This window comes from Cellulomonas sp. P5_C6 (assembly GCF_054049635.1).
The window spans coordinates 20,550-44,358 of sequence record NZ_JBFULZ010000006.1 but is presented as its reverse complement, the minus strand read 5'-3'; the positions used below and the strand labels follow the sequence as shown (position 1 = coordinate 44,358).

Here is a 23,809-nt window from a genome sequence, read left to right as displayed (position 1 = left end):
CGGCCTCGTCGGCCGCCGCCTGGGCCGCAGCAGYCTCGGCCGCCACGCGCTGCTCCTCCGAGGCCCGCACCAGCTGGACCGTCGAGGTCGCGCCGGCGAGGCTCTCGTTGACCGTGACGGTACGTTCGCGCAGGTCGGCGACCAGGGCCGCGGGGAACCGGGCCGTCGTGTCCCCGTCGAGCACGGCCGCCAGCGCGGTCCCGGCCGCGACCGCTGCGGTGACGGCCGCCCCGCGCCGGTCGACCTCGTCGACACCGACACCGGCGGCCAATGCTCCGGCCGCGTCAGCCGCCTCCGCGCCGGCCTTCTCGAGTGCGGCGACCTGCGCAGGGACCGTGCACGCCGCGTCCGCGCCGAACAGGCCGACGGCTCCGGTGATTGCTTCCTGCTGGGCCTTGACGACCTGCTTGGCGATCGCGCCCGCCGTGTCGTCGACGGCGAAGCTCAGCCCGAGCCGAGCGAGCTCGGCATTGACCAGGACGTCTCCCGCGTAGACCGCGGCAACGACCCCGTCGGCACCCGCGGCGTCGCCCGTCTCGAGGCGCACCTCGGTCCCGGCAGGCAGGAGGTCGGACAGGGCGGCCGCGGACTCTGCCCCGAGGCACTCGTCCGGGCCCGGCGACTCCAGCCCGGCCAGCCGGACGGTGAGAGCCTCGTCGCCCTGCTTCACGTTGACGGTGTGCCCGTCGACGACGCCGACCACGGTCGCGGTGGCCGGGTCCGTGGTGGACTTCGCATCCGCCTTCCCGCCGGCTCCGCACCCGGTCAGGCCCATCGCGAGGACGAGGCCGAGAGCGGCGATCGCGAACGGACGCGGGGGCAGGCTGAGGGAGCGCATCTCATGACATCGGCTCCGCGGCGCACCCGGCGGACCGAAAGCGCGGGTGAACAGTTGCTCCGGGGTACCGCGTGCCCACCTCAGCCAGTGAGGAGAGCTCACGCCGCGGCGGTCGAACCGACGACGACGCGCTCCGCCGCCCACTGCGCGACCTCGGCCGGGAAGAGGTCGCCGGGGAGCCCCGGGATCGTCGCCCACACGGTCGTGCCGTAGCGGGCGTTCGCCCACATGATCGCGTCGAGGAGCATCTCGTCCTGGTCCGCGGCGTCCTCGACGGGGAACCGTCGAGCCTTCGACACGTGCGAGACGTCCGCGACGGTCCAGCCGGACGCGCGCCAGTCGCGAGAGGCCGCCTTGGTGCGATGGGCGAGGTAGACGCCGGCACCCACGCCCGCGGCCTTGGCCTTGGCGACGAGGTGCCAGGAGTTGACCAGACCGACGTCGAGGAGCGCGTCGTGCGCCTTGCCCATGCTGAACCTCCGAGAGCGATCTCCGTCCGACGCCCTCGCGCCTCTGCCAGCATGGCGGACCCGAACGGTGCTCGCGGAGGGCTGAAGTCCCAGAGAGCGTCTCGTCAGGCGACGGCGGTGTGCCGGGCGTCGAGGGCCACGGCCGCGGCCAGCCCGAGCCGTGCGGCGAGCACGTCGACCCGCACGATCCCCTCGACGCCGAGCTCGCGGTGCACGCCGAGAAGTGCCGGCATGAGGTTCTCGTGCGGCACCGGCACGGTCGCCTCGAGGAGGGTCTCGGTGCCCTCGGTCACCACGTACGACATGGCGGGCCCGAACTCGTCGGCCGGCGCGACGCGGAAGCGCACCGACCCGACCTCGACCGGCGACGGGATCGGCTGGCCTGCCACGTGCCCGATCTCGAGCAGAGCGCGGATCGCCCGGGCACCGTCCGCGTCCAGCCCGGCCGACGCGTCGAGCGAGTCAAGGTCCGCGAGCACCACGCAGGACTCCGTCGGCTCGTCGGACCCCGGGTGCCACGACGCGTCGACCTCGAGGGCGAGGAAGCCGCCGCTCACCGAGAACGCCTGACGGATGAGCGCCGCCCGCTCGTCGGCGGACAGGCCGCGCATGGGGTGCCGACGGGTGGTGCCGGCAGATCCGCAGGAGCACGAGAGAGTGATCATGCGCCCAGCGTGCAGGCGACCACTGACACTCAGGTGCCGAGCGCGAGGAACTGGTGCACGAACGCGATCGCCATGCCACCCTCACCCACCCCGGCCGCCACCCGCTTCACGGATCCCGACCGCACGTCGCCGGCGGCGAAGATCCCCGGCACCGTCGTCTCGAGCGCGAACGGCTCCCGCTCGTGCAACCAGCCGCCCGACACGCGGGCCGCGGGGCCGGTCAGCACGTAGCCGTGGTCGTCGCGCGCCACGTCGGCGGGCAGCCACGACGTGACCGCGTCGGCACCGATCATCACGAACAGCACCTCGGCCTCACGTTCGACGACCGTGCCCGCCCGGCGGTCGGCGACGTCGATCTGCTCGAGGTAGTCGCCCCCGTGCAGTCCGACGACCTCGGACCTGGTCTCGACGGTGATGTGGCGGCTCGAGGCGATCTGGTCGATCAGGTACTGCGACATGCTCGCGGCGAGCGACTCGCCCCGGACCACCAGCGTCACGCTCCGTGAGAACCGTGAGAAGAACAGCGCGGCCTGCCCCGCCGAGTTGCCGGCGCCGATGATGAAGACGTCCTTGCCGTGCGCGAGGCCCGAGTCGCTGCGTGCAGCTCCGTAGTACACGCCCTTGCCGACGAAGCGGTCGATGGCCTCGAGCTCGACGTGGCGCCACTCGACCCCCGACGTCAGCAGCACGACCTTGGCGCCGATCCGGGCGCCGCCGTCGAGCGTGAGGGTGCGGGACGCGGGGTCGACCGCCTCGACCTCCCGGGTGACGACGATCTCGGCGCCCAGCCGCTTGGCCTGGCGCATCGCCTTCGCCGCGAGCTCGTCGCCCGAGACCCCGAACGGGAACCCGGTGTAGTTCTCGATCCGCGTCGAGGTGCCCGCCTGGCCGCCCGGGGCGAACTTCTCGATGACGAGCGTGCGCAGCCCCTCGGCGGCGCCGTTCACGGCCGCCGTCAGCCCGGTGGGCCCACCGCCGATGATCACCACGTCGTACTCGTCGTGGACCGGGAAGACGGGCAGCCCCGCCGCGAGCGCGACGGCCCGCACGGTCGGGTCGACCAGCCGTCGGCCGTCGGCCAGCTCCACGACCACGGTCCCGTCCGCGTTCACCGTGTCGAACGAGATGCGGTTCCGGTTCAGGAACGTCCGCAGCTCGTGCACCCGCGGGTCGACCAGGGGGCCGATCACGACCACGTCCGGCGTGGGCTTCTCGGACGCGAGCTCCTTGAGCCCCTCCATCCGCCCCTTGGCCAAGGCACCCACCGTGGAGACCACCTGCGGAGCCATGCCCGCCAGCGTGAAGAACGTCGCGACGTCCACCTTGAGCATCCGCGACGGCTCGACCGCCACGCAGCTGGCCGGCATCGCCATGCTGAGCATCACCGGCACCTCGCCGTACAGCTCGCCGGGGCCGCGCGGGCCGATCACCCGCTCGACGCCGTTGACCTCCTTGGTGAGCTCGACGCGACCCTCGACCACGACGAACAGCGCGCGCTCGTCGCCCTCGTGCACCGCGTACTCGCCGGGCACCAGCGCGATGTCCTCGACGGCCCTGGCCAGGAAGTCGAGCTGGTCCGACGTGAGGTCGGCGAACAGCGGGATGGCGGACAGCTCGGCGGCGCTGATCACGGGACCTCATGGTGGCGAGGGGACTCAGAACCACCGCATCGTCGCAGATGAGCAGGCGGCATACTCGCAACCGTGGGAGTCGACGAGGGTGCCGCGACCGAGCTCCTGCACCTCGCTCACCGCGACGAGTGGGAGGCAGCCCTGCGCGCCGGCTCCTACCGCGTCTCCACCCGCGGCCGCACCCTCGACGACGTCGGCTTCGTCCACGCCTCCCGGCCGAACCAGGTTGCGCGCGTCGCCGAGGCCTTCTACGCCGACGACCCGGCCGACCTCGTCGTGCTGGTCCTCGACGAGTCGGCGATCAGGCGCGCCCGTGTCGCCGTGGTCGAGGAGGACGGCGGCACGGGCGAGCTGTTTCCCCATGTGTACGGCGCGATCGACCCCGCGTGGGTGGTCGAGGTCCGACCGGCCTGGTTCGACGACGAGGGCCGGTTCCGCACCTGACGCCTGCGGCGGCGGTCAGGCCGACGCCTGTCGACGTGCTCGGACGATCAGCGGGATCCCGACACCGAGACCGACGACGAGCAGCGCGACGAGCCACCAGACCCATGCCGGCGTGCCGCCGGTGTCGGACTCGGCCGCGTCGTCGACCGACGGGGACGGCGACGGAGTCGGCGAGCTCGTCGGGGTGGGGGTGGGAGTCGGCGTCGGCGTGGGGGTCGGCGTGGGGGTCGGAGTCGGTGTGGGCGTCGGCGTGGGCTCCGGGGCGACCGCGGTCTCGGTCGGCTCAACGGTCGGCACGGGGGCGACGGCCGTCTCCGTCGGCGTCGGCACCGGAGCGGGCTCCTCGGTGGCGGTCGGCTCCGGCGTCGCGGTCGGGGTCGGCCGAGACGGGAGCGTGGGCGTCGGCAGCGACGGGATCGTGACGGTCGGCGTCGGCAGCGACGGGATCGTGACCGTGGGCGTAGGCACCGTGAACGTCGGGGTGGGGAGGCTGATCCCTCCGCCGTCGCACGACGCGACCAGCAGGACGGCGAGCAGCACGCCGACCGCCCCGGAGAGCCGACGGGCGAACTTCTGCGGTGCGGTCACGGCACGCCCCTCTCGGCGACACATCCCACGGCACGCGATGCCGGGGGTCCGGAAGGCGTGGCCCGACCGTACCGATGAGCGGGGGGCGCTGGAAAGGGGCCGGGACCAGGCAGTTTGTCCAGGTCCCGTCGGATCTGCGAGGCGACGTCGCCGCGGCGGTGCGGACCAAAGGCCCTACGCCGGCTGCGGGCAGCGCGAGCAGCATCGGGAGCGAGGCACGCGCGAGAAGAGAAGAAGGAAGGGCACCATGTCTGACATCAAGGACGCCATCAGCTCTGCGACCGCCGGCGAGTGGGACGAGGTCGTGGTCCCGGCCCGGTTCGCCGGCAGGACCGTCGTCGTCACCGGCGCGGGCTCCGGGATCGGCCGCGCCACCGCGCTCCGCGTCGCCCGGGAGGGCGGCCGGGTCATCGCCAGCGACATCAGCTCCACGCGCCTCGAGGAGCTCGTGGCGGAGAACCCGGACCTCGACATCGTCACGGTGGTCGGCGACGTCAGCGACGAGGGCGACGTCGCCCGGATCGTCGACGCGACCGGCGGCACCGTGCACGGCTTGGCGAACGTCGCCGGGATCATGGACGACTTCACGCCCGTGCACGAGGTCACGGACGCGGTCTGGGATCGCGTCTTCCGGGTCAACGTGCTCGGCACCGTGCGGCTCACGCGGGCGATCGTGCCCCTGATGCTCGCCGCCGGGTCCGGCTCGGTCGTGCACGTCGCCTCCGAGGCGGGCCTGCGCGGTTCGGCCGCCGGCGTCGCGTACACCGCGTCGAAGCACGCGATCGTCGGTGTCACCAAGAACTCGGCCGTGATGTACGGGCCGCTCGGCATCCGCACCAACGCGGTCGCGCCCGGCGCCACGATCACGAACATCGAAGCCTCGTTCGCCTCCGAGATCGCCATGGGGCGGCTCGGGCCGCTGATGCAGGTGGTGATCCCGACCCCGGCGCAGGCGGCGCAGGTGGCCGCGTCGATCACCTTCCTGCTGAGCGACGACGGCACCAACGTCAACGGTGTCGTGCTCGCCTCCGACGGCGGCTGGTCGGCGATCTGAGGGCGGTACCGCGACGTCCACCAACGACGAAGCTCCCGGTCAGAGAACCCTGACCGGGAGCTTCGTCACTGCTCAGGCAGTTCCTTCCGGACCTACCCACGTGTGCGCGAGGGGGGATTTGAACCCCCACGCCCTTTCGGACACTGGCACCTGAAGCCAGCGCGTCTGCCGTTCCGCCACTCGCGCGCGCCGCAGAACATTAGCACGGAGATGAGGTAGCTCTGGAACCAAGGTCCGCGACGGCAGGAGCGGCAGCGGGGACGCCGCGCGCACATCACCCGGCATCCGGGCCCGTACCCACGGGTCACGGATACGATCAGGGCGGATCGTCGGCACGACACGTGCAGGTGGACGCGCGAGAGGCACGGGGAGGTGGCTGTGGGCATCCTCGACAGGTTCGAGAACGGCGTCGAGCGCGTCGTCAACAACGCCATCGCCAAGGCCTTCAAGAGCGAGCTCAAGCCGCTCGACCTCTCCAGCGCGCTGCGGCGCGAGGTGGACGACCGGGCAGCCGTCGTCGGGCGCGACCGGACTGTCGTCCCCAACGAGTTCACGATCGAGCTGGCATCTGCCGACTACGACCAGGTGGAGTCGTGGGGTGCGGAGGCGTTGGCGGACGAGTTCGCCAACAACGTCACCGACTACGCGGCGAGCCAGCGCTACGCGTTCGTCGGGCCGGTGACCGTGTCGTTCAGCGAGGACGCCGAGCTCGAGGCCGCACGGTTCCGGGTGCACAGCGCGACGGTGCGCGGGGCGGTGGCGCCGGCCGGCGCCGGCTCGGCCCCCAGCGCCCGCCATCCGCTGGTCGACATCGACGGTCAGCGCTACATCCTCACCGGGCCGGTCACGGTCATCGGTCGCGGGTCGGAKGCGGACATCATCGTCGACGACMCAGGCGTCTCGCGGCGCCACCTCGAGATCCGCGTGACGTCCGACGGCGTGGTCGCGACGGACATGGGATCCACCAACGGACTCTTCGTCGAGGGCCACCAGGTTCCGGCCGCGACCCTGCTGGACGGCAACACGCTGACCATCGGGCGCACCCGGATCCTGTTCTGGACAGGCGGCGAGCCGGACCTGGACGAGTGACGCCGGCACATGAGTGAGCTGACGATCACCCTGCTGCGGCTGGGCTACCTGGCGCTGCTGTGGGTGCTCGTGCTCTTCGCCATCGGTGTGCTGCGCCGCGACCTGTACGGCACGCGGATCACGGACCGTCGTCGTCGCAAGGTGCCCGTCGTGGCGGCAGCCGTGGCCACGGAACCCGCCAAGCCGGAGACGGCCCCCACCCGCACACCCCGTTCCGCGCGCAGCGGGACGGGCCCGAGCCGGCTCGTCGTGACCGAGGGCCCGCTGCGCGGCACGATCGTCCCGCTGGGGTCGTCGGCGGTGCTCATCGGCCGGGCCCCCGGCTGCACGCTCGTGCTGGACGACGACTACTCGTCGTCGCGGCACGCCCGGATCTTCCCGCAGGGTGGCCAGTGGTTCGTCGAGGACCTCGGATCGACGAACGGGACATTCGTGGCCGACCAGCGCGTCGAGGCGCCGACCGCCGTCCCGACGGGTACACCCGTCCGCGTGGGACAGAGCATCCTCGAGCTGCAGAGGTAGACCCGGTGACCGTCGCACTCAGGTATGCGGCGCGGTCCGACGTCGGACTCGTGCGCTCCAACAACCAGGACTCGGCCTACGCCGGGCCCCACCTGCTCATGGTCGCGGACGGCATGGGCGGGCACGCCGGCGGCGATGTCGCCTCGTCGGTCGCCGTCGCCGCGTTCGCGCCGCTGGACGGGGAGTCGCACGGTCCCGACGACGCGCTGGACCAGCTGGAGACCGCGCTGGCCGACGCCCGCGACGAGATCATCGCCCGCACCGACGCCGACCCCGAGCTCACGGGCATGGGGACGACGGTGCTGGCGATCCTGCGGGCGGGCAACAAGCTCGCGATGGTGCACCTGGGCGACTCGCGCGGCTACCTGATGCGCGACGGCGTGCTCACGCAGGTCACCACCGACCACACGTTCGTGCAGCACCTGGTCGACATCGGCCGCATCACGCCCGAGGAGGCCGAGCACCACCCGCAGCGCTCGGTCGTCATGCGCGTGCTCGGCGACTTCGACCCGGAGGTCACGCCTGACCTGTCGGTCCGCGAGGCCCGGCCCGGCGACCGCTGGCTGCTGTGCTCCGACGGCCTGTCCGGCTTCGTCAGCGCGGACACCATCGAGGAGACGATGGCGACGATCGCCGACGTCGACGCCTGCGCGGACCGCCTGGTCCAGCTCGCGCTGCGCGCCGGGGGCGGCGACAACATCACGGTGGTGCTGGCCGACGTCATCGAGCTCGACCAGGTGGCCGACGGTGCGGGTCCGACGACGAACGCGACGATCGTCGGCGCCGCGGCCCTGAGCCGCAACGACCCGACGTCCGCCGCCGACGGCCCCGCGGCCCGTGCGGCGACCCTGACGCGCACCGCCAAGGAGCCGCCGGAGCCCGACGGAGCCTCCGAGCCGCCGACGCCCGCCGACGACGAGGACGAGCCCGCGCCCACCCCTCGCCGGTGGCGCACGATCGTCGCCTGGGTGGTCGGTGCCGTCGTCGTGATCGCCGGCGCCGCGATCGCGTACGGCTGGACGCAGACGCAGTACTACGTGGGCGTCGACGCCGGCGAGGTCGTGATCTTCCGCGGCCTGCCGCAGACGCTCGGCCCGGTGGCGCTGTCGACGGTGGTGGAGCGCACCGGTACCGACGTCGAGGACCTGAGCTCGGGCTACCTCCGCGAGCGCGTCGAGCAGACCATCCACGCCGACTCCCTCGACGACGCCCGCGGGCTCGTCGTGATGCTGCAGGAAGACACGTCGGAACCGCAGCCGAGCCCGGGCCCGACCGCCACCCCGGCCCCGACCCCGTCGGGGACGGCCACACCGTGAGCCGCGCGTGATGGCTACCGTCCAGCCGCACCGGGTGCGGGCCGGCCGGGGCGTCGAGCTCGGCCTGCTGCTGCTCGCGCTCGCCATCGGCGTCGCGTCGTACGCGCTCGCCGGCATCGGCACCTCGGACAAGGTGCCGCCCGACGTCATCGGCTACGGCCTCGGCCTGACGGCGCTGGCGATCGGCGTGCACCTGGTCCTGCGCTGGCGTGCCCCGTTCGCGGACCCGGTGATCCTGCCGATCACGGTCGCGCTCAACGGCATCGGCCTCGCGATGATCTACCGGATCGACTTCGCGTACACGGCCCGCGGGCGCGACGACACCTTCGCCCAGCGGCAGCTGGTGTGGACGGCGATCTCCGTGGTGCTCGCGGCCCTKGTGCTCGTGCTCCTGCGCGACCACCGGACTCTGCGGCGCTACACGTACACCGMGATGGTCGCCGGTCTCGTGCTGGTCCTGCTGCCGCTGGTGCCGGGACTCGGCGTGCTGATCAACGGCGCCCGGATCTGGGTGCGCATCGGCGGGGTCGGGTTCCAGCCGGCGGAGTTCGCCAAGATCGCGTTCGCCATCTTCTTCGCGGGCTACCTGGTCACGCACCGCGACACCCTCGCGCTCGCCGGGCCGAAGGTGCTGGGCCTCCAGCTGCCCCGACCGAGGGACCTGGGTCCGATCCTCATCGTCTGGGGCGCGTCGGTCGCGGTGCTCGTGCTCGAGCGGGACCTGGGGACGTCGCTGCTGTTCTTCGGGCTGTTCGTCGCGATGCTCTACCTCGCCACCGAACGGTTGAGCTGGGTGATCATCGGTCTGCTCCTGTTCGTCGTCGGCGCAGTCCTGGCCGCGAGCGCGTTCGCGCACGTCGGAGCACGTTTCGACGCCTGGCTGCACGCGTTCGACCCCGCCGTCTTCGACCAGAGCCCCGGCGGGTCCGGGCAGCTGGTGCGCGGGCTGTTCGGCATGGCCAGCGGCGGGCTGTTCGGCACCGGGTGGGGCCAGGGCCGGCCGGACCTCGTGCCGTTCGCGGAGTCGGACTTCATCGTCGCGTCGCTGGGCGAGGAGCTCGGCCTGACCGGGCTGCTGGCGATCCTGCTCTTCTACGCCATCCTCACCGAGCGCGGCATGCGGACGGCGATCGGCGTGCGCGACGGGTTCGGCAAGCTGCTCGCCGGCGGCCTCGCGTTCATCGTCGCGCTGCAGACCTTCGTCGTCGTCGGCGGCGTCACGCGGCTCATCCCGCTCACCGGCCTGACGACGCCGTTCCTGGCCTACGGCGGCTCGTCACTGGTGGCCAACTGGGTCATCGTCGCGCTGCTGCTGCGGATCTCCGACGAGGCCCGTCGCCCGGCACCGTCGATGAAGCAGGTGCTGACGCCGATCGCGGGCACCCCGGTGGTCGTCGGCGGGGGCAGCAACGGCAGCGGGGACGACGACCAGCCCACCGAAGTCATCGGCGGTCTCCGATGAACACTCCTCTGCGCCGCCTGGCGACCGTCGTCCTCATCATGTTCGTCGGCCTCATGGCCAGCGCCACCTGGGTGCAGTACTTCCAGGCGGAGAAGCTCAACAACGACAGCCGCAACGTCCGGACCCTGTACCGCGAGTTCGGCAACGCCCGCGGGCCCATCGTCGTGGCGGGCGAGGCGATCGCGCAGTCGACCAAGGTCGAGGACTCCTACGGGTACCAGCGGTCGTACACCAACGGCGAGCTGTACTCGGCGATGACCGGCTTCTACTCGGTGGTCAACGGCCGCACGCAGCTGGAGAACGCGGCGAACGACGAGCTCACGGGCCGCAGCGACCAGTTGTTCTTCTCCCGCATCCGCGACCTGCTCACGGGCCGCCAGCCCGAGGGTGCGGCGGTCGAGACGACGATCAACCYCGCCGCCCAGCAGGCCGCGCTCGACGGGCTGGCCGGGCAGCAGGGCGCGGTCGTCGCGCTCGAGCCGTCGACCGGCCGGATCCTGGCGCTCGTCTCGACCCCCGGCTTCGACCCCAACCTGCTCGCGTCTCACGACACCAAGGCCGCCGGCGCCGCCTACAACCAGCTCGCGTCCGCCCCCGGCAACCCGCTGCGCAGCAACGCGACGCTCGAGCGGTACGCCCCGGGCTCGACGTTCAAGCTGGTCACGGCCGCGGCCGCCCTCGAGAGCGGGCAGTACACGCCCGAGAGCACCCTGCCCGCGCCGGTCCAGCTCTCCCTGCCGCAGACCACCGCGACCATCGGCAACTTCGGCGGCGGCGGGTGCGGCAGCGACCCGATCACGCTGGCCGACGCCCTGCGGGTCTCCTGCAACACTGCCTTCGGGCAGCTCGGGCTCAACGTCGGCGCAGACGCCTTGCAGGCGCAGGCGGAGCGGTTCGGCTTCAACGACCCCGGCCTGACCATCCCGATGAAGGTCGTCGAGAGCGTGTTCCCCGACGACATGAACGCGCCGGTCACGGCCCAGTCGGCCATCGGCCAGCGCGACGTGCAGGCCACCCCGATGCAGATGGCGATGGTCTCCGCGGCGATCGCGAACGGCGGCCGGCTGATGACGCCGTACGTGGTGCAGACCGTCCGCTCGGCCGACCTGCGCAAGGTCCACGAGACGGAGCCGACGCTGTACTCGACGGCGGTCTCGCCCGGCACGGCCGCGGCGCTGCGCGACATGATGGTCGGCGTCGTGCAGAGCGGCTCCGGCACCGCCGCCCAGATCCCCGGGGTCCAGGTGGCCGGCAAGACGGGCACCGCGCAGACGTCCGACGGGCAGGCGCCGCACGCCTGGTTCACGGCCTTCGCGCCGGCGGACGCGCCGCGCGTCGCGGTGGCGGTCCTGGTCGAGCACGGCGGCAGCGCGGGCAACGAGGCGACGGGCGGCAAGGTGGCGGCGCCGATCGCGAAGGCCGTCATCGAGGCGGTGCTGGGATCGTGAAGACGGCATCGGGAGTCCTGCTCGGCGAGCGCTACCGGCTCGTCCGGCAGATCGCCGTCGGCGGCATGGGCGAGGTCTGGGAGGGGTACGACGACGCCCTGGCCCGCCCGGTCGCGGTCAAGGTGCTGCGCTCGGAGTTCGCCGGCGACCGCGGGTTCCTCGAGCGGTTCCGCACCGAGGCGCGCAACTCGGCCTCCCTGTCCCACCCGAACATCGCGCAGCTGTTCGACTACGGCGAGCAGGAGGGCTCCGGCTTCCTCGTCATGGAGCTGGTGGTCGGCGAGCCCCTGTCCGACCTGCTCGAGCGCGAGCCCGTGCTGCCCACCCGCCGGCTGCTGCCGATCCTCGCGCAGACCGCACGGGCGCTGCACGCCGCGCACCTGGCCGGCGTCGTGCACCGCGACGTCAAGCCCGGCAACATCCTGCTGGGCCGTGGCGGGCGTGTGAAGATCACCGACTTCGGCGTCTCGCTGGCCCGCAACCAGGTGACCATGACCGCGACCGGCATGGTCATGGGCACCGCCCAGTACCTCTCGCCGGAGCAGGCCGTCGGCAAGCCCGCGACGCCGCTGTCCGACCTGTACTCGCTGGGGATCATCGCGTACGAGGCGCTGGTCGGGCACCGGCCCTTCACCGGGCCCACGGCCGTCGACATCGCCGTCGCGCACGTGAACAACCCGGTGCCCCCGTTGCCGGCGAGCGTCGACAAGCAGCTCGCCGCCCTCGTGATCCGCCTGCTCTCCAAGGAGCCGAGCGCGCGTCCGGCCTCGGGCGAGGAGCTCGCGCAGCTGCTGGACAAGCTGGTGCCGCGCACGCCGCCGTCGGGCGTCCCCGTGCTGGTCAGCACCCAGCAGCGCACCCCCGACACGTTCGCGACCGCCGCCATCTCGCCTCCCGCTGTCCCGCCGCCCTCGTACCCGCCGCGCCGCACGCGCYGTGCGGACGAGCCGACGACGCGCGCCGCGGCCCGCAAGGGCTCGACGACGGGCGTCCGGCTGGGCCGCTCCGCGCGGCTCTCGTGGCCCCTGCTCGCGCTGGTGCTGCTGCTCGTGGGCCTCCTGGGCGCCGCGCTGGCGGCCCAGCTGACCAAGGCGGACGGCCCGCCCGGCGGCCAGACCCGGCTGTCGGCCACGGCCGCCCATTACCCTCGTGGCGACACCCTCGATGGGATGATCACCGAGAACGGGTCCGCAGCGCTCGCCGCAGACCCGGCATCGACGGAAGCAAAGGACGCCTAGTGGTGGACGACGGATCCCGCATCCTCGCCGGACGGTACGAGGTCGGCGAGCTCATCGGCCGTGGTGGCATGGCCGAGGTGCACATCGGCCACGACACCCGGCTCGGTCGCACGGTGGCCATCAAGATCCTGCGCTCGGACCTCGCGCGCGACCCGAGCTTCCAGAACAGGTTCCGCCGTGAGGCCCAGTCCGCAGCGGCCCTGAACCACCCCGCCATCGTCTCGGTCTACGACACGGGCGAGGACGTCTTCACCGAGCCCACCGGCGTCGTCGCGCACGTGCCGTTCATCGTCATGGAGTACGTCGAGGGCCACACGGTCCGGGACATCCTTCGCGACGGGCACGCGGTGCCCATCGAGGAGGCCGTGGAGATCACGGCCGGCGTGCTGTCGGCGCTGGAGTACTCCCACCACGCCGGCATCGTGCACCGTGACATCAAGCCCGCGAACGTCATGCTCACCCCCACGGGCGCGGTCAAGGTCATGGACTTCGGCATCGCGCGCGCGGTCGCCGACTCGGCCGCGACCATGACGCAGACGCAGGCCGTCATCGGCACCGCGCAGTACCTCTCGCCCGAGCAGGCGCGCGGCGAGACCGTCGACGCCCGCTCGGACCTCTACTCCACGGGCTGCCTGCTGTTCGAGCTGCTCACCGGCCGTCCGCCGTTCATGGGCGACTCGCCCGTCGCCGTGGCCTACCAGCACGTCCGCGAGGCCGCGCCGGTGCCCAGCACCTTCGCGTCCGACGTGCCGGACACCCTCGACCGCATCACGCTCAAGGCCCTGGCCAAGGAGCGCGACTCCCGCTACTCCACGGCTGCCGAGTTCCGCTCCGACCTCGAGGCCGCCGTCCGCGGTGGCGCGGTCGGTGCGCCGGCCGTCGGTGCGCTCGCCGCCGCTGCCCTGGTCGCCACGCCGGCCACCGAGGCCACCCAGCTCATGGCCCCGCCGGTCGCGACCACGCAGGCCATCCCGCCGGCCAGCCCGCCGTGGGCCTCCACCGGCGCCGCCGTCGCGACCGCCGGCTATGACGAGGAGGACGAGGGCCGTCGACGCCCCTGGCTGCTGCCGCTCCTCATCGCGATCGCCGTGCTCGCCGTCGCGGGCATCGTCGCGCTGCTCGTGGCCAACGCGAACAAGAACGCCCCCGCGGACACCGTGAAGGTGCCCGACGTCGCGAACATGACGGAGGCCGACGCGAAGTCGACGATCGAGGCCGCGAACCTGCTGTTCGTCCGCCAGGAGGAACCCTCCGACACGATCGAGCCCGGGCACGTCACCAAGACCGAGCCCGGCCAGGACACCGAGGTCGCGCCCGAGTCGGAGGTCAAGGTCTTCATCTCGACCGGGCCGTCCAGCCTGGCGGTGCCGTCGGTCGCGGGGAAGACCGAGCAGGAGGCGGTCGACACCCTCACCGCAGCCGGGCTCAAGGTCTCCGCCAACCGGCAGGACGACGACAACCCCGAGTACCCGCAGGGGCAGGTCACCAAGACCGACCCGCCCGAGGGCCAGTCGGTCAACGCCGGTACCGAGGTCACGCTGTTCGTCTCCACCGGGAACGTGCAGGTGCCGGACGTCGTCGGCAAGAGCAAGTCCGACGCGACGGCGCTGCTCAACGCGGCCAAGCTGCAGGTCAACACGTCGACCGTGGAGTCCGACGCGACGCCCGACCAGGTCGTCGCGCAGGACGTCGCGGCCGGCACCCTGGTCAAGCAGGGGCGGGTCATCAACCTGCAGGTCGCCATCGCGCGCACCACGGCGACCATCCCGAACGACCTCGTCGGCAAGTCCTACGACCAGGTCGTCGCGGAGCTGCAGGCCCTCGGGCTGAACAACGTCAACCGCATCGACGAGGCGTCCGACCAGCCGAGCGGCACCGTGCTGCGGACCGACCCGACGGCCGGCGACGAGGTCCCGCTGGACCAGCAGATCGACATCCACACGTCGAAGGGCCCGACCGGCACCGGGGCAGGCGCGAAGCCGACGCCGACGCCGTAGCACGAACGACGAAGGGGCCGTCCCGATCTCGGGACGGCCCCTTCGTCGTTCCGTCAGAGGCGGACGAGCGGGTGCAGGCCCTCGGACCGGGCCACGGCCTGGTCGTCGCCGCAGATCTCGAGCCAGTTGGCCAGCAGCCGGTGGCCGCCCTCGGTGAGCACCGACTCGGGGTGGAACTGGACCCCGTGCAGGGGGAGCGACACGTGCTGCAGGCCCATGATGATGCCGTGAGCCGTGGCAGTGACCTCGAGCTCGTCGGAGATCGTCCCGTTGACGACCGCCAGCGAGTGGTACCGCGTGGCGGTGAACGGGTCGGGCAACCCGGCCAGCACGCCGGTGCCCTTGTGCTCGACCTGGCTGGTCTTGCCGTGCATGAGCTCGGGCGCGTGCGTGACCGTCCCGCCGAAGACCTCGCCCAGGGCCTGGTGGCCCAGGCACACGCCGAGCATCGGGAGCCCGGCGGCGGCGCAGTCGCGGATGACCTGCATGCTCTCGCCGGCGTCGGCGGGGGTGCCCGGTCCGGGCGACACGAGCACGCCGTCGAACCCGGTCCGCTCCTCGGCGGGCGGGACGGCGTCGTTGCGCACGACCACGGTCTCGGCGCCCAGCTGGTTGAGGTAGCCGACGATCGTGTAGACGAACGAGTCGTAGTTGTCGATCACGAGGATCCGCGTCATCTCACTCACCCACCGTCGTCTGGTTGAAGGGCATGTGCGGGGAGATGGCGGGGAAGACCCACGCGAAGCAGACCACCAGCACCGCGGCGGCAAGGAGCGTGAGCAGCAGGACGCGCACGGCCACGGGCCCGGGGGTGTGCCGCCACAGCCATCCGTACATCAGCGTCCTCCGACGAGTTCGAGGGTGACCATCATGCGCCACCGGCCAGCTCGGCCGGTATGCCGTCCGCGACCGGGGCCCAGTAGTCGAGCACGCCGTGGACGATGTAGCGCTCGCGCGCCGAGAACATCGGGTGGCAGGTGGTGAGCGTGATCATGCGTTCCGTCGGCACCGCACCCGGGTCGTTGGGGACCGGCGCGATGACCCCGACGTTCGTCGGCGCGACGATCTCCGTCGAGGTCACGCGGTAGACGTACCAGATGTTGTCGGTGGTGCGGATGACGAGCGGGTCGCCCACCTGCAGCTCCGCGATCCGGTTGAACGGCTTGGCGTAGGTGGTGCGGTGACCGGCCACGGCGAAGTTGCCGACGCCGCCCGGCATCGCGGTGCCCTCGTAGTGGCCGATGCCGAGCACGTCGAGCACGGTCGCCCGGTCCGTCCCCTGGCTGATCGGGCGCTCGGGCTCGCCCTCCCAGCGCGGCACCTGGATCGTCGCGAACGTCGTCGCGTGCGGGGGCTCGGCCATGACCGGCGGCTCGTCGTGCCGCGGCGGGGCGATGACGGGGCCCGTGGGAGCGCCGACCGTCGGGGTGGGCACCGGCTCGAACGGCAGCTCGCGAACGATCTCGGCCTGCGCGCGGTTGCCGATGACGTCGGTCCACCACAGCTGCCAGACCAGGAACGCGAAGAGCAGGACCCCGAGGGTGATGAGGATCTCGCCGATCACGCCGATGATCCCGTAGGTCACGTGGCGGACCCGGCCGCCCTTGCTCGGCGGCGCCGGGGTCTGCTCGGTCGTCGTCTGGCCGCTCACCGTGTGCCCCCGATGGTCTCGCTGTCCTCAGCCTTGCGCGCGCGGGCCTCGTCCTCGGCCGCGTCCAGCCCGGGCAGGATCTCGACGCCGTCGGGCACCGTGGCCGACGACAGCTCCGTGGTGCCCGAGTAGGCGGGCAGCTCCAGCGGGTCCTGCGCGTCCGTGACGGACCAGCCGAGCCCGACGTCGGCAGCATCGCGGAGGTAGGACTGGACCGCCGGCGAGGCGTTGAGCGCCTTGCGCAGGTCGGCGGGGTTGCCGATGGCCCGCACGATGTACGGCGGGGAGTAGAGCCGGCCGTGCAGGCGCAGCACGTTGCCCACGCACCGGACCGCGCTGGTGGAGATCACCCGCTGGTCCATGAGCTCCATGGCCTCGGCGCCGCCGGCCCACAGCGCGTTCATCACAGCCTGGAGGTCCTGCTGGTGCACCACCAGCACGTCGGGACTCACGTCCTCGCGCCGCGGGGAGTCAGCCGGGGCRTCGTCGAGCTGGACGGTGACACCCGGGCCGGTCACGGGCACCAGCCCGCCCTCGACGACGTAGCCCACGCTCGGGGTGCCCACCTGGGTCCCGGTCGCCGAGTTCTCGGTCGTGGTCAGGGCGTCGACCTCGGTGCGCAGCCCGTCGACCTCGGTGGACAGCTGCGTGACCCGCTTGGTCTCGACCAGCGCCAGCTCCCGCAGGTCCTGCGGGTGCCGCTCGCCGGACGCCCGGGCGAACTTGGCGTTGGCCGCGAAGAGGGCCCCGGACAACGCCAGCACCAGCGCGACCGACAGCGTGCCGCGCGCGACGACGCGCCGCGCGCGGTGCGGGTGGTCGGTCACGAACGGCTCCTCGGGTGGGTTGCCCTGCGACGGGCGGTGCAAGCGGGCACTACGCTAGGTCACGAAGCGATGAGTCCGTGACGATGCGGGCCTCGTGCACCACGATCGACCGCCATCCGACCGCGACCTCACCCGCGTGGTCCCCCGCGGCCCCCGCGCCGCACAGCCGCAGGACAGGAGCACCGGACGTGCCTGAGTCGAAGTCGCGCAAGAAGGCGACATACACACCGCCGCCCGTGAAGTCGGCCCCCAAGGTCAACCCGCCCTGGTTCCTGCCGGTGATGCTCGGGCTCATGCTGCTCGGACTGGTCTGGATCGTCGTCACGTACCTGACCCGGTCGCAGTACCCGATCCCGGGCATCGACCAGTGGAACCTGCTCATCGGGTTCGTCCTCATCATCGCCGGCTTCGGCATGACGACCCGCTGGCGCTGACCGGTTCCTCCCAGCCTGGCCCAGGCGCCGTCCGCACCGCGGGCGGCGCCTTCGTCGTCCCCACCCTCACCCCCACCGGCGAGGCGTCGGCTCCGTCCACACCCACGGCTGCTGACCTGCGGAAACGCGTCGACTGTCCCCAGCGGTGCACAACTCTGTGGATAACTACAGCGGTGTAGTTCCACAGGTGTGAGTAACTGTGGGGACAGTGCTGGAGGGCCGAGAACCTGCTGTGGGAGCGGCTCAGAGCGACCACGGGCAGCGGGCCGACGGGCAGCGCGCGGGCAGTGTGTCAGGAGAAGGCGCCCACGGACGCGTACGCCGCCAGCGTGGCGCCGAGCAGGATCGCGCCCAGCACGACCGGGGCGAGGACGGCGACGATCCGGCGCCGCTCGACGGGCGCATACGCGTAGGCCGCGGTCAGCAGCGCGCCGGTGACCAGGCCGCCGACGTGGGCCTGCCAGGCGATGTTCGCCATGACGAACCCGAGCGCCAGGTTGATGCCGATCAGCACGAGGATGCCGCGGACGTCGCCGCCCAGCCGCTTGCTGACCACGAGCATCGCGCCGAACAGCCCGAAGACCGCGCCGGACGCCCCGACGCTGGCCGTCGACCAGCTGTGGGTGGCGCCGGCCAGCAGGACCGAGCCGACGGAGCCGCCGATGGCCGACATCAGGTAGAGCGTGATGTAGCGCGCGCGGCCCAGGGCGGTCTCGAGCGCGGGCCCGACGAACCACAGAGCCACCATGTTGAACAGGATGTGCACGTACTGGCCGGGCGAGTGCAGGAACGCCGCGGTGAGGAAGCGCCACGGCTCGTAGTACCCGGCGATCGGCGAGAACAACCACCGCGCGGTCCACGTCGGCACCACCAGCTGCAGGATGAAGCTGACGACGCACAGCCCGATGAGGGTGATCGTCACGACGGGTCGTCCGGCGTGGCGCACGCCGCCGAGCGCGGTCCGGGTGCTGGGCAGGGCGCGCGCGGCCTCGGCGACGCAGTCGACGCAGTGGATGCCGACGGCGGCMTGCCGCTGGCAGTCCGGGCAGGTGGGCCGGCCGCACCGCTGGCACCGCACGYACGACACCCGGTCGGGGTGCCGAGGGCAGACCGGCGGCGCGACCGGCGCGCCGGCGTCGTAGAGCTCGCTGATGGTGGTCTCAGTCCTCGATGGTGATCGAGTTGATGACGATGTCCTCGACCGGACGGTCGCCGGGGCGGACCCGGGTGCTCTCGATCGCGTCGACCACGGCGCGGCTCTCGTCGTCGGCGACCTTGCCGAAGATCGTGTGCTTGCCGTTGAGCCACTCGGTCGGGGCGACCGAGATGAAGAACTGCGAGCCGTTGGTGCCGCCGACCTTGCCGGTGGTCGGGTCGAGGCGCTTGCCGGCGTTGGCCATGGCGAGCAGGTAGGGCTCGTTGAACGACAGCTCGGGGTGGATCTCGTCGTCGAACGTGTAGCCCGGGCCGCCGCGACCGGTGCCCAGAGGGTCACCGCCCTGGATCATGAAACCGGAGATGACGCGGTGGAAGACGACGCCGGCGTACAGCGGGTCTGTCCGCTCCTCGCCCGTGGTCGGGTCCGTCCACGGGATCGTCCCCGTGGCCAGCCCCGAGAAGTTCTGCACCGTGCGGGGCGCGTGGTTGGGGTAGAGCTCGATCCGGATGTCTCCGGCGGTCGTGTGCAGGGTCGCAAACATGCGAGAAGTCTCGCACGCGAGCCTGGAGCACACCGGTGAAAGTGCGGTTGCGCAGGCCACGGGCACTGTTCCGGACAAAGACCATCCTGCGCTGCCGCTCCCGCGGTGGCAGAGTGGGAGGCCAGTGCAGCCGAACGAGCCGGGAGCCGAGATGCCGTTCACGAAGAGCCCGAAGATCGACGTCGACACGGAGAAGCTGAAGGACCAGGCGGCCGACCTGGGTGCCACCCTCGCCGACGCCGCCAAGAGCGCCAAGGAGAGCGCGGGGAGCGCGACCGAGTCGTTGAAGGACGCCGCCGCGAAGGCGGGCGACGCCGCATCGTCGGCGAAGGACTGGACCACCCCGAAGGTCGAGGCGTTCATCGACTGGCTGCTGCCGCGGGCGGAGCACCTGTACCACGAGAGCGTGAAGGCGGCCGCGCCGAAGGTCGAGAGCGCCGCGGAGAAGGTGTCGCCGGCCATCGACACGGCGCACGACCGGATCGTCGAGGACTTCCTGCCCAAGCTCGTCGCCGCCATGAACGAGGCCGCGGTGAAGGCCGGCGCGGCCGTCGAGAAGGCCGCCGACGCAGCCTCCGACAACGCGAAGGGTGCCGCGGCGGCCGTCGCTGCAGCCGCGGCGGCCCAGGAGAAGAAGAAGCACGCGGGCGCCAAGGTCTTCTGGCTGCTCGCTGCGCTCATCGGCCTGGGCGCCGCCGCGGCCGCATGGACCCGGTCGCGCTCGAGCGTCGACCCGTGGGCCGAGCCGTGGGAGCCGACGGACACCGGGACGGCGCACGCGCGGGTCGCCGAGGCCGCGGACGCCGTCGGGGAGGCCGCGGGCAGCGCCGTCGCCAAGGGCCGCGACGCGACCCGCAAGGCCGCGGAGAAGGTCAGCGCCGCGACCGAGAGCCTCACCGAGAAGGTCTCGGAGGCGAAGGACGACCTCACGGACAAGGTCGCCGAGGCGACCGAGGCGGCGAAGAAGGCCACCACCCGCCGTACGACGAAGGCCCCGGCCGAGACGCCGTCCGAGACCACGACGGAGATCCCGACCGAGGGCGACGCCCCCGCCGTCTGACCGTTCGTACCCCGCGACCCCCGAGCCCCYGCGGCCCGGGGGTCGCGTGCTGTCCGAAACGTTTTGGCCGTTGACCCTCCGCAGGTCCGCTCTGCACGATGCGCGAGGCGCGTCGTGCCGGGGCCGCAGCGAGGCGACGCCGGGGCTGCCCGCCGACCCCCACCGTCTCCAGTGCCGTGGAAGAGGACCCCATGCACCGCCCCAGAACCCGCGGTCGCGTCGCGATCGCGTGCAGCACCGTGCTCACCGTCGCCGCCGGCCTGCTCGTCGCGCCGCTCGCCGGTGCGGCCACCGCCGCCGACCCGACGTACAACTACGCGGAAGCCCTGCAGAAGTCGATGTTCTTCTACGAGGCCCAGCGTTCCGGCGACCTCCCGGCCGACAACCCCGTGTCCTGGCGGGGCGACTCCGGGATGAGCGACGGCGCCGACGTGGGCAAGGACCTCACGGGGGGCTGGTACGACGCCGGCGACCACGTGAAGTTCGGCCTGCCGATGGCGTTCAGCACGACGATGCTGGCGTGGGGTGCCATCGCGTCGCCGCAGGGCTACACCAAGGCCGGCCAGCTGGACGAGCTCAAGGGCAACCTGCGCTGGGTGGACGACTACTTCGTCAAGGCGCACACCGCCCCCAACGAGCTGTACGTGCAGGTGGGCGACGGCGAGGCGGACCACAAGTGGTGGGGACCGGCCGAGGTCATGACGATGGCGCGGCCGTCGTTCAAGATCAGCGCGTCCTGCCCGGGGTCCGACGTCGCCGGCGAGACGGCCGCCGCGCTTGCCTCGTCGGCGATCGTGTTCAAGGCCGACGACCCCACCTACTCGGCGAAGCTGCTCACGCACGCCAAGCAGCTGTACACGTTCGCAGACACCTACCGCGGTGCATACTCCGACTGCGTGACGGCTGCGTCCGCGTACTACAAGTCGTGGTCCGGCTACCAGGACGAGCTGGTGTGGGGCGCCTACTGGCTCTACAAGGCGACCGGCGACGCCACGTACCTGGCGAAGGCCGAGTCCGAGTACACCAAGCTGAGCGTCGAGAACCAGACGACCACCCACTCGTACAAATGGACGGTCGCGTGGGACGACAAGACCTACGCCATGTACGCGCTGCTGGCCATGGAGACGGGCAAGCAGCAGTACATCGACGACGCCAACCGGTGGCTGGACTACTGGACCGTCGGGGTCAACGGCCAGCGGGTGCCGTACTCGCCGGGCGGCGAGGCCGTCCTCGACTCGTGGGGTTCGCTGCGGTACGCCGCCAACACCTCGTTCGTCGCGCTCGTCTACTCCGACTGGCTCACGGACGCCACGCGCAAAGCCAGGTACCACGACTTCGGCGTCCGCCAGATCAACTACGCGCTCGGCGACAACCCCCGCAAGTCGAGCTTCGTCGTCGGCTTCGGCGTCAACCCGCCGCAGAGCCCGCACCACCGGACCGCGCACGGCTCGTGGCTCGACTCGATCACGGACCCGGTGAAGACCCGGCACGTCCTGTACGGCGCGCTGGTCGGCGGTCCCTCGAGCGCGAACGACGCGTACACCGACAGCCGGTCCGACTACACCTCGAACGAGGTGGCCACCGACTACAACGCCGGCTTCTCCAGCGCGCTCGCCCGGCTCACCCAGGAGTACGGCGGCACGGCGCTGGCGAGCTTCCCGGTGGCCGAGCAGCCCGACGGCGACGAGATCTTCGTCGAGGCCATGCTGAACCAGCCGGCGGGCGGAACGTTCACCGAGGTCAAGGCCATGATCCGCAACCAGTCGGCGTTCCCGGCCCGGTCGCTGACCAACGGCACGCTGCGCTACTGGTTCACGCTCGACGCCGGTGACTCGGCCGCGAACCTCATCGTGTCGGCCAACTACAGCGAGTGCGGACCGCAGACCGCCAAGCCGGTCAGCGCGGGTGGCTCGCTCTACTACGCCGAGATCAGCTGCGTCGGGCAGAACATCTACCCCGGTGGCCAGTCCCAGCACCGCCGCGAGATCCAGTTCCGGATCACTGGTGGTTCCACGTGGAACGCGTCCAACGACGCCTCGTTCGTCGGCCTCACCACCACCGCGTTGGCCAAGACCAAGGCGATCACCCTCTACGACGGCGGCAAGCTCATCTGGGGCACGGAGCCGACCGGCACAGTCACGGACACCACGGCGCCGACCGTGCCGGGCACCCCGACGGCGTCGGGGATCACCTCGACGGGCGCGTCGCTCAGCTGGACGGCGTCCACGGACGCCGGCAGCGGTCTCGCGGGCTACGACGTCTACCGGGTGCAGGGCAGCACCTCGACGCTGGTCGCCTCGACCACCACGGCGTCGACCGTGCTCTCGGGCCTCACGCCGAGCACCGCGTACTCGTACGCGGTGCGGGCCAAGGACGTCGCCGGGAACGTGTCGGCGCCCTCCGCCACCGCGACGTTCACCACCTCGCAGCCGCCCGTCGACGTCGTGCTGCCCGGCAAGCCCGGGACGCCCGCCGCCTCCGCGATCACCTCGACCGGGGCGACTCTCACCTGGACCGCCTCGACGGTCGGCACGTACGCGCTGGCCGGGTACGACGTGCTGCGGATCAGCGGCACGACGTCCACGGTGGTCGGCACCGCGACCGGTCCGTCCGCCACGCTCACCGGTCTCGCTCCCGGTACCGCGTACACCTACGCGGTCCGGGCCAGGGACTCGGCGGGCAACGTCTCGGCCACGTCCACCTCGGTCGCCTTCACCACCACCGCCGCGGCCGACACCACCGCGCCGACCGTCCCGGGCACTCCGACGGCGTCGGCGATCACGCAGATCGGGGCCACCCTGACGTGGGCGGCGTCGACCGACGCCGGTGGCGTTGCCGGCTACGACGTGTACCGGGTCCAGGGCACCACCTCGACCCTGGTGGCCTCTCCGACGACGGCGTCGACGACCCTCACCGGTCTCACGGCGAGCACCGCGTACACCTACGCGGTCCGCGCCAGGGACGCGGCCGGCAACGTCTCGGCGGCCAGCCCGCCGGTGACGTTCACGACCCCGCCGACGACGACCACGAGCAGCTGCGCGGTGAAGTACACCGCCAACAGCTGGAACGTGGGCTTCACCGGGAGCGTGAGGATCACCAACACGTCGACGTCCCCGCTGACCTGGACCCTCGGGTTCACGTTCCCCTCGGGTCAGCAGGTGACCCAGGGCTGGAGCGCGACCTGGTCCCAGGCGGGCAGCGCTGTCACCGCGGTCGGCCTCGGGTGGAACGCCACCCTGGCTCCTGGCGCCGGCACGGACATCGGGTTCAACGGCTCCCACTCGGGTACCAACACCGCGCCGACGGCCTTCACCGTCAACGGGGTGGCCTGCACGGTGTCCTGACCGGCAACGACGACGGGGGCGGCGCCTGGTG

The 23,809-nt window shown here is 72.1% G+C and carries 23 protein-coding genes and 1 tRNA gene; 12 read left to right on the top strand and 12 right to left on the bottom strand.

Going from position 1 to position 23,809, the window contains the following annotated elements:
* From ACXJKG_RS01635 to ACXJKG_RS01620, 4 genes are all read right to left on the bottom strand, one after another.
* A partial coding sequence (locus ACXJKG_RS01635; protein ID WP_456844012.1) for a thermonuclease family protein occupies nucleotides 1-838 on the bottom strand: 838 nt, incomplete at its 3' end.
* 98 nt (nucleotides 839-936) lie between these two features.
* The gene (locus ACXJKG_RS01630; protein WP_456844011.1) at nucleotides 937-1,308 is read right to left on the bottom strand and encodes a hypothetical protein; all 372 of its coding nucleotides are present in this window, start codon (nucleotides 1,306-1,308) and stop codon (nucleotides 937-939) included.
* Nucleotides 1,309-1,412: 104 nt separating this feature from the next.
* Nucleotides 1,413-1,973 carry a hypothetical protein gene (locus ACXJKG_RS01625; RefSeq protein WP_456844010.1) on the bottom strand — a complete coding sequence of 187 codons (561 nt, stop codon included), beginning with the start codon at nucleotides 1,971-1,973 and terminating at the stop codon, nucleotides 1,413-1,415.
* 29 nt (nucleotides 1,974-2,002) lie between these two features.
* Nucleotides 2,003-3,604 carry an FAD-dependent oxidoreductase gene (locus ACXJKG_RS01620; protein ID WP_456844009.1) on the bottom strand — a complete coding sequence of 534 codons (1,602 nt, stop codon included), beginning with the start codon at nucleotides 3,602-3,604 and terminating at the stop codon, nucleotides 2,003-2,005.
* A gap of 72 nt (nucleotides 3,605-3,676) precedes the next feature.
* On the opposite strand from ACXJKG_RS01620, the gene ACXJKG_RS01615 reads away from it, so the two are divergent.
* Entirely contained in the window at nucleotides 3,677-4,048 is a 372-nt protein-coding gene (locus tag ACXJKG_RS01615; protein WP_456844008.1) for a DUF952 domain-containing protein, read from the top strand.
* 15 nt (nucleotides 4,049-4,063) lie between these two features.
* On the opposite strand, the gene ACXJKG_RS01610 is transcribed toward ACXJKG_RS01615, so the two are convergent.
* Entirely contained in the window at nucleotides 4,064-4,636 is a 573-nt protein-coding gene (locus tag ACXJKG_RS01610) for a hypothetical protein (protein ID WP_456844007.1), read from the bottom strand.
* 247 nt (nucleotides 4,637-4,883) lie between these two features.
* On the opposite strand from ACXJKG_RS01610, the gene ACXJKG_RS01605 reads away from it, so the two are divergent.
* A complete protein-coding gene (locus tag ACXJKG_RS01605) occupies nucleotides 4,884-5,690 on the top strand; it encodes an SDR family NAD(P)-dependent oxidoreductase (RefSeq protein WP_456844006.1) in 807 nt (268 codons plus the stop codon).
* 103 nt (nucleotides 5,691-5,793) lie between these two features.
* Here the strand turns inward: ACXJKG_RS01605 and ACXJKG_RS01600 are convergent.
* Nucleotides 5,794-5,876 (bottom strand) — tRNA-Leu (locus ACXJKG_RS01600).
* 192 nt (nucleotides 5,877-6,068) lie between these two features.
* Between ACXJKG_RS01600 and ACXJKG_RS01595 the strand changes: the two genes are divergently transcribed.
* From ACXJKG_RS01595 to pknB, 7 genes are read left to right on the top strand one after another with little or no spacing between them, the layout of a single operon-like run.
* Complete coding sequence (locus ACXJKG_RS01595; RefSeq protein ID WP_456844005.1) at nucleotides 6,069-6,779, top strand: FhaA domain-containing protein; 711 nt, start codon at nucleotides 6,069-6,071, stop codon at nucleotides 6,777-6,779.
* 9 nt (nucleotides 6,780-6,788) lie between these two features.
* Nucleotides 6,789-7,301 carry an FHA domain-containing protein FhaB/FipA gene (locus ACXJKG_RS01590; RefSeq protein WP_456844004.1) on the top strand — a complete coding sequence of 171 codons (513 nt, stop codon included), beginning with the start codon at nucleotides 6,789-6,791 and terminating at the stop codon, nucleotides 7,299-7,301.
* 5 nt (nucleotides 7,302-7,306) lie between these two features.
* A complete protein-coding gene (locus tag ACXJKG_RS01585) occupies nucleotides 7,307-8,617 on the top strand; it encodes a PP2C family protein-serine/threonine phosphatase (RefSeq protein ID WP_456844003.1) in 1,311 nt (436 codons plus the stop codon).
* A 10-nt stretch (nucleotides 8,618-8,627) separates the two neighbouring features.
* A complete protein-coding gene (locus tag ACXJKG_RS01580) occupies nucleotides 8,628-10,079 on the top strand; it encodes an FtsW/RodA/SpoVE family cell cycle protein (RefSeq protein ID WP_456844002.1) in 1,452 nt (483 codons plus the stop codon).
* Nucleotides 10,076-11,527 (top strand): peptidoglycan D,D-transpeptidase FtsI family protein, encoded by a 1,452-nt coding sequence (locus ACXJKG_RS01575; protein WP_456844001.1) that lies wholly within the window; start codon nucleotides 10,076-10,078, stop codon nucleotides 11,525-11,527. Before ACXJKG_RS01580 ends, ACXJKG_RS01575 begins: the two co-directional genes overlap by 4 nt.
* Complete coding sequence (locus ACXJKG_RS01570; RefSeq protein ID WP_456844000.1) at nucleotides 11,524-12,765, top strand: serine/threonine-protein kinase; 1,242 nt, start codon at nucleotides 11,524-11,526, stop codon at nucleotides 12,763-12,765. The genes ACXJKG_RS01575 and ACXJKG_RS01570 overlap by 4 nt, the downstream gene beginning before the upstream one ends.
* On the top strand, nucleotides 12,765-14,762 hold the full coding sequence (gene pknB, locus ACXJKG_RS01565) for a Stk1 family PASTA domain-containing Ser/Thr kinase (RefSeq protein WP_456843999.1): 1,998 nt from the start codon (nucleotides 12,765-12,767) through the stop codon (nucleotides 14,760-14,762). Before ACXJKG_RS01570 ends, pknB begins: the two co-directional genes overlap by 1 nt.
* Before the next feature lie 53 nt (nucleotides 14,763-14,815).
* Here the strand turns inward: pknB and ACXJKG_RS01560 are convergent, their stop codons facing one another.
* From ACXJKG_RS01560 to ACXJKG_RS01545, 4 genes are read right to left on the bottom strand one after another with little or no spacing between them, the layout of a single operon-like run.
* The gene (locus ACXJKG_RS01560; RefSeq protein ID WP_456844013.1) at nucleotides 14,816-15,439 is read right to left on the bottom strand and encodes an aminodeoxychorismate/anthranilate synthase component II; all 624 of its coding nucleotides are present in this window, start codon (nucleotides 15,437-15,439) and stop codon (nucleotides 14,816-14,818) included.
* 1 nt (nucleotide 15,440) lies between these two features.
* Complete coding sequence (locus ACXJKG_RS01555; RefSeq protein ID WP_456843998.1) at nucleotides 15,441-15,599, bottom strand: hypothetical protein; 159 nt, start codon at nucleotides 15,597-15,599, stop codon at nucleotides 15,441-15,443.
* Between the two features lie 31 nt (nucleotides 15,600-15,630).
* Nucleotides 15,631-16,413: a class E sortase gene (locus ACXJKG_RS01550; RefSeq protein ID WP_456843997.1), complete on the bottom strand. Its 783-nt coding sequence runs from the start codon at nucleotides 16,411-16,413 to the stop codon at nucleotides 15,631-15,633.
* Nucleotides 16,410-17,240 carry a DUF881 domain-containing protein gene (locus ACXJKG_RS01545; protein WP_456843996.1) on the bottom strand — a complete coding sequence of 277 codons (831 nt, stop codon included), beginning with the start codon at nucleotides 17,238-17,240 and terminating at the stop codon, nucleotides 16,410-16,412. The genes ACXJKG_RS01550 and ACXJKG_RS01545 overlap by 4 nt, the downstream gene beginning before the upstream one ends.
* Nucleotides 17,241-17,428: 188 nt before the next feature.
* On the opposite strand from ACXJKG_RS01545, the gene ACXJKG_RS01540 reads away from it, so the two are divergent.
* Nucleotides 17,429-17,674: a cell division protein CrgA gene (locus ACXJKG_RS01540; protein WP_456843995.1), complete on the top strand. Its 246-nt coding sequence runs from the start codon at nucleotides 17,429-17,431 to the stop codon at nucleotides 17,672-17,674.
* Between the two features lie 292 nt (nucleotides 17,675-17,966).
* Here the strand turns inward: ACXJKG_RS01540 and ACXJKG_RS01535 are convergent, their stop codons facing one another.
* Both ACXJKG_RS01535 and ACXJKG_RS01530 read right to left on the bottom strand, forming a co-directional pair.
* A complete protein-coding gene (locus tag ACXJKG_RS01535; RefSeq protein ID WP_456843994.1) occupies nucleotides 17,967-18,596 on the bottom strand; it encodes a rhomboid family intramembrane serine protease in 630 nt (209 codons plus the stop codon).
* 238 nt (nucleotides 18,597-18,834) lie between these two features.
* Nucleotides 18,835-19,374 carry a peptidylprolyl isomerase gene (locus tag ACXJKG_RS01530; protein ID WP_456843993.1) on the bottom strand — a complete coding sequence of 180 codons (540 nt, stop codon included), beginning with the start codon at nucleotides 19,372-19,374 and terminating at the stop codon, nucleotides 18,835-18,837.
* A gap of 151 nt (nucleotides 19,375-19,525) precedes the next feature.
* Here ACXJKG_RS01530 and ACXJKG_RS01525 point away from each other — a divergent pair, with 151 nt between their 5' ends.
* Nucleotides 19,526-20,434 (top strand): hypothetical protein, encoded by a 909-nt coding sequence (locus tag ACXJKG_RS01525; RefSeq protein WP_456843992.1) that lies wholly within the window; start codon nucleotides 19,526-19,528, stop codon nucleotides 20,432-20,434.
* 191 nt (nucleotides 20,435-20,625) lie between these two features.
* Nucleotides 20,626-23,778 carry a glycoside hydrolase family 9 protein gene (locus ACXJKG_RS01520; RefSeq protein WP_456843991.1) on the top strand — a complete coding sequence of 1,051 codons (3,153 nt, stop codon included), beginning with the start codon at nucleotides 20,626-20,628 and terminating at the stop codon, nucleotides 23,776-23,778.
* Nucleotides 23,779-23,809 lie beyond the last annotated feature (31 nt).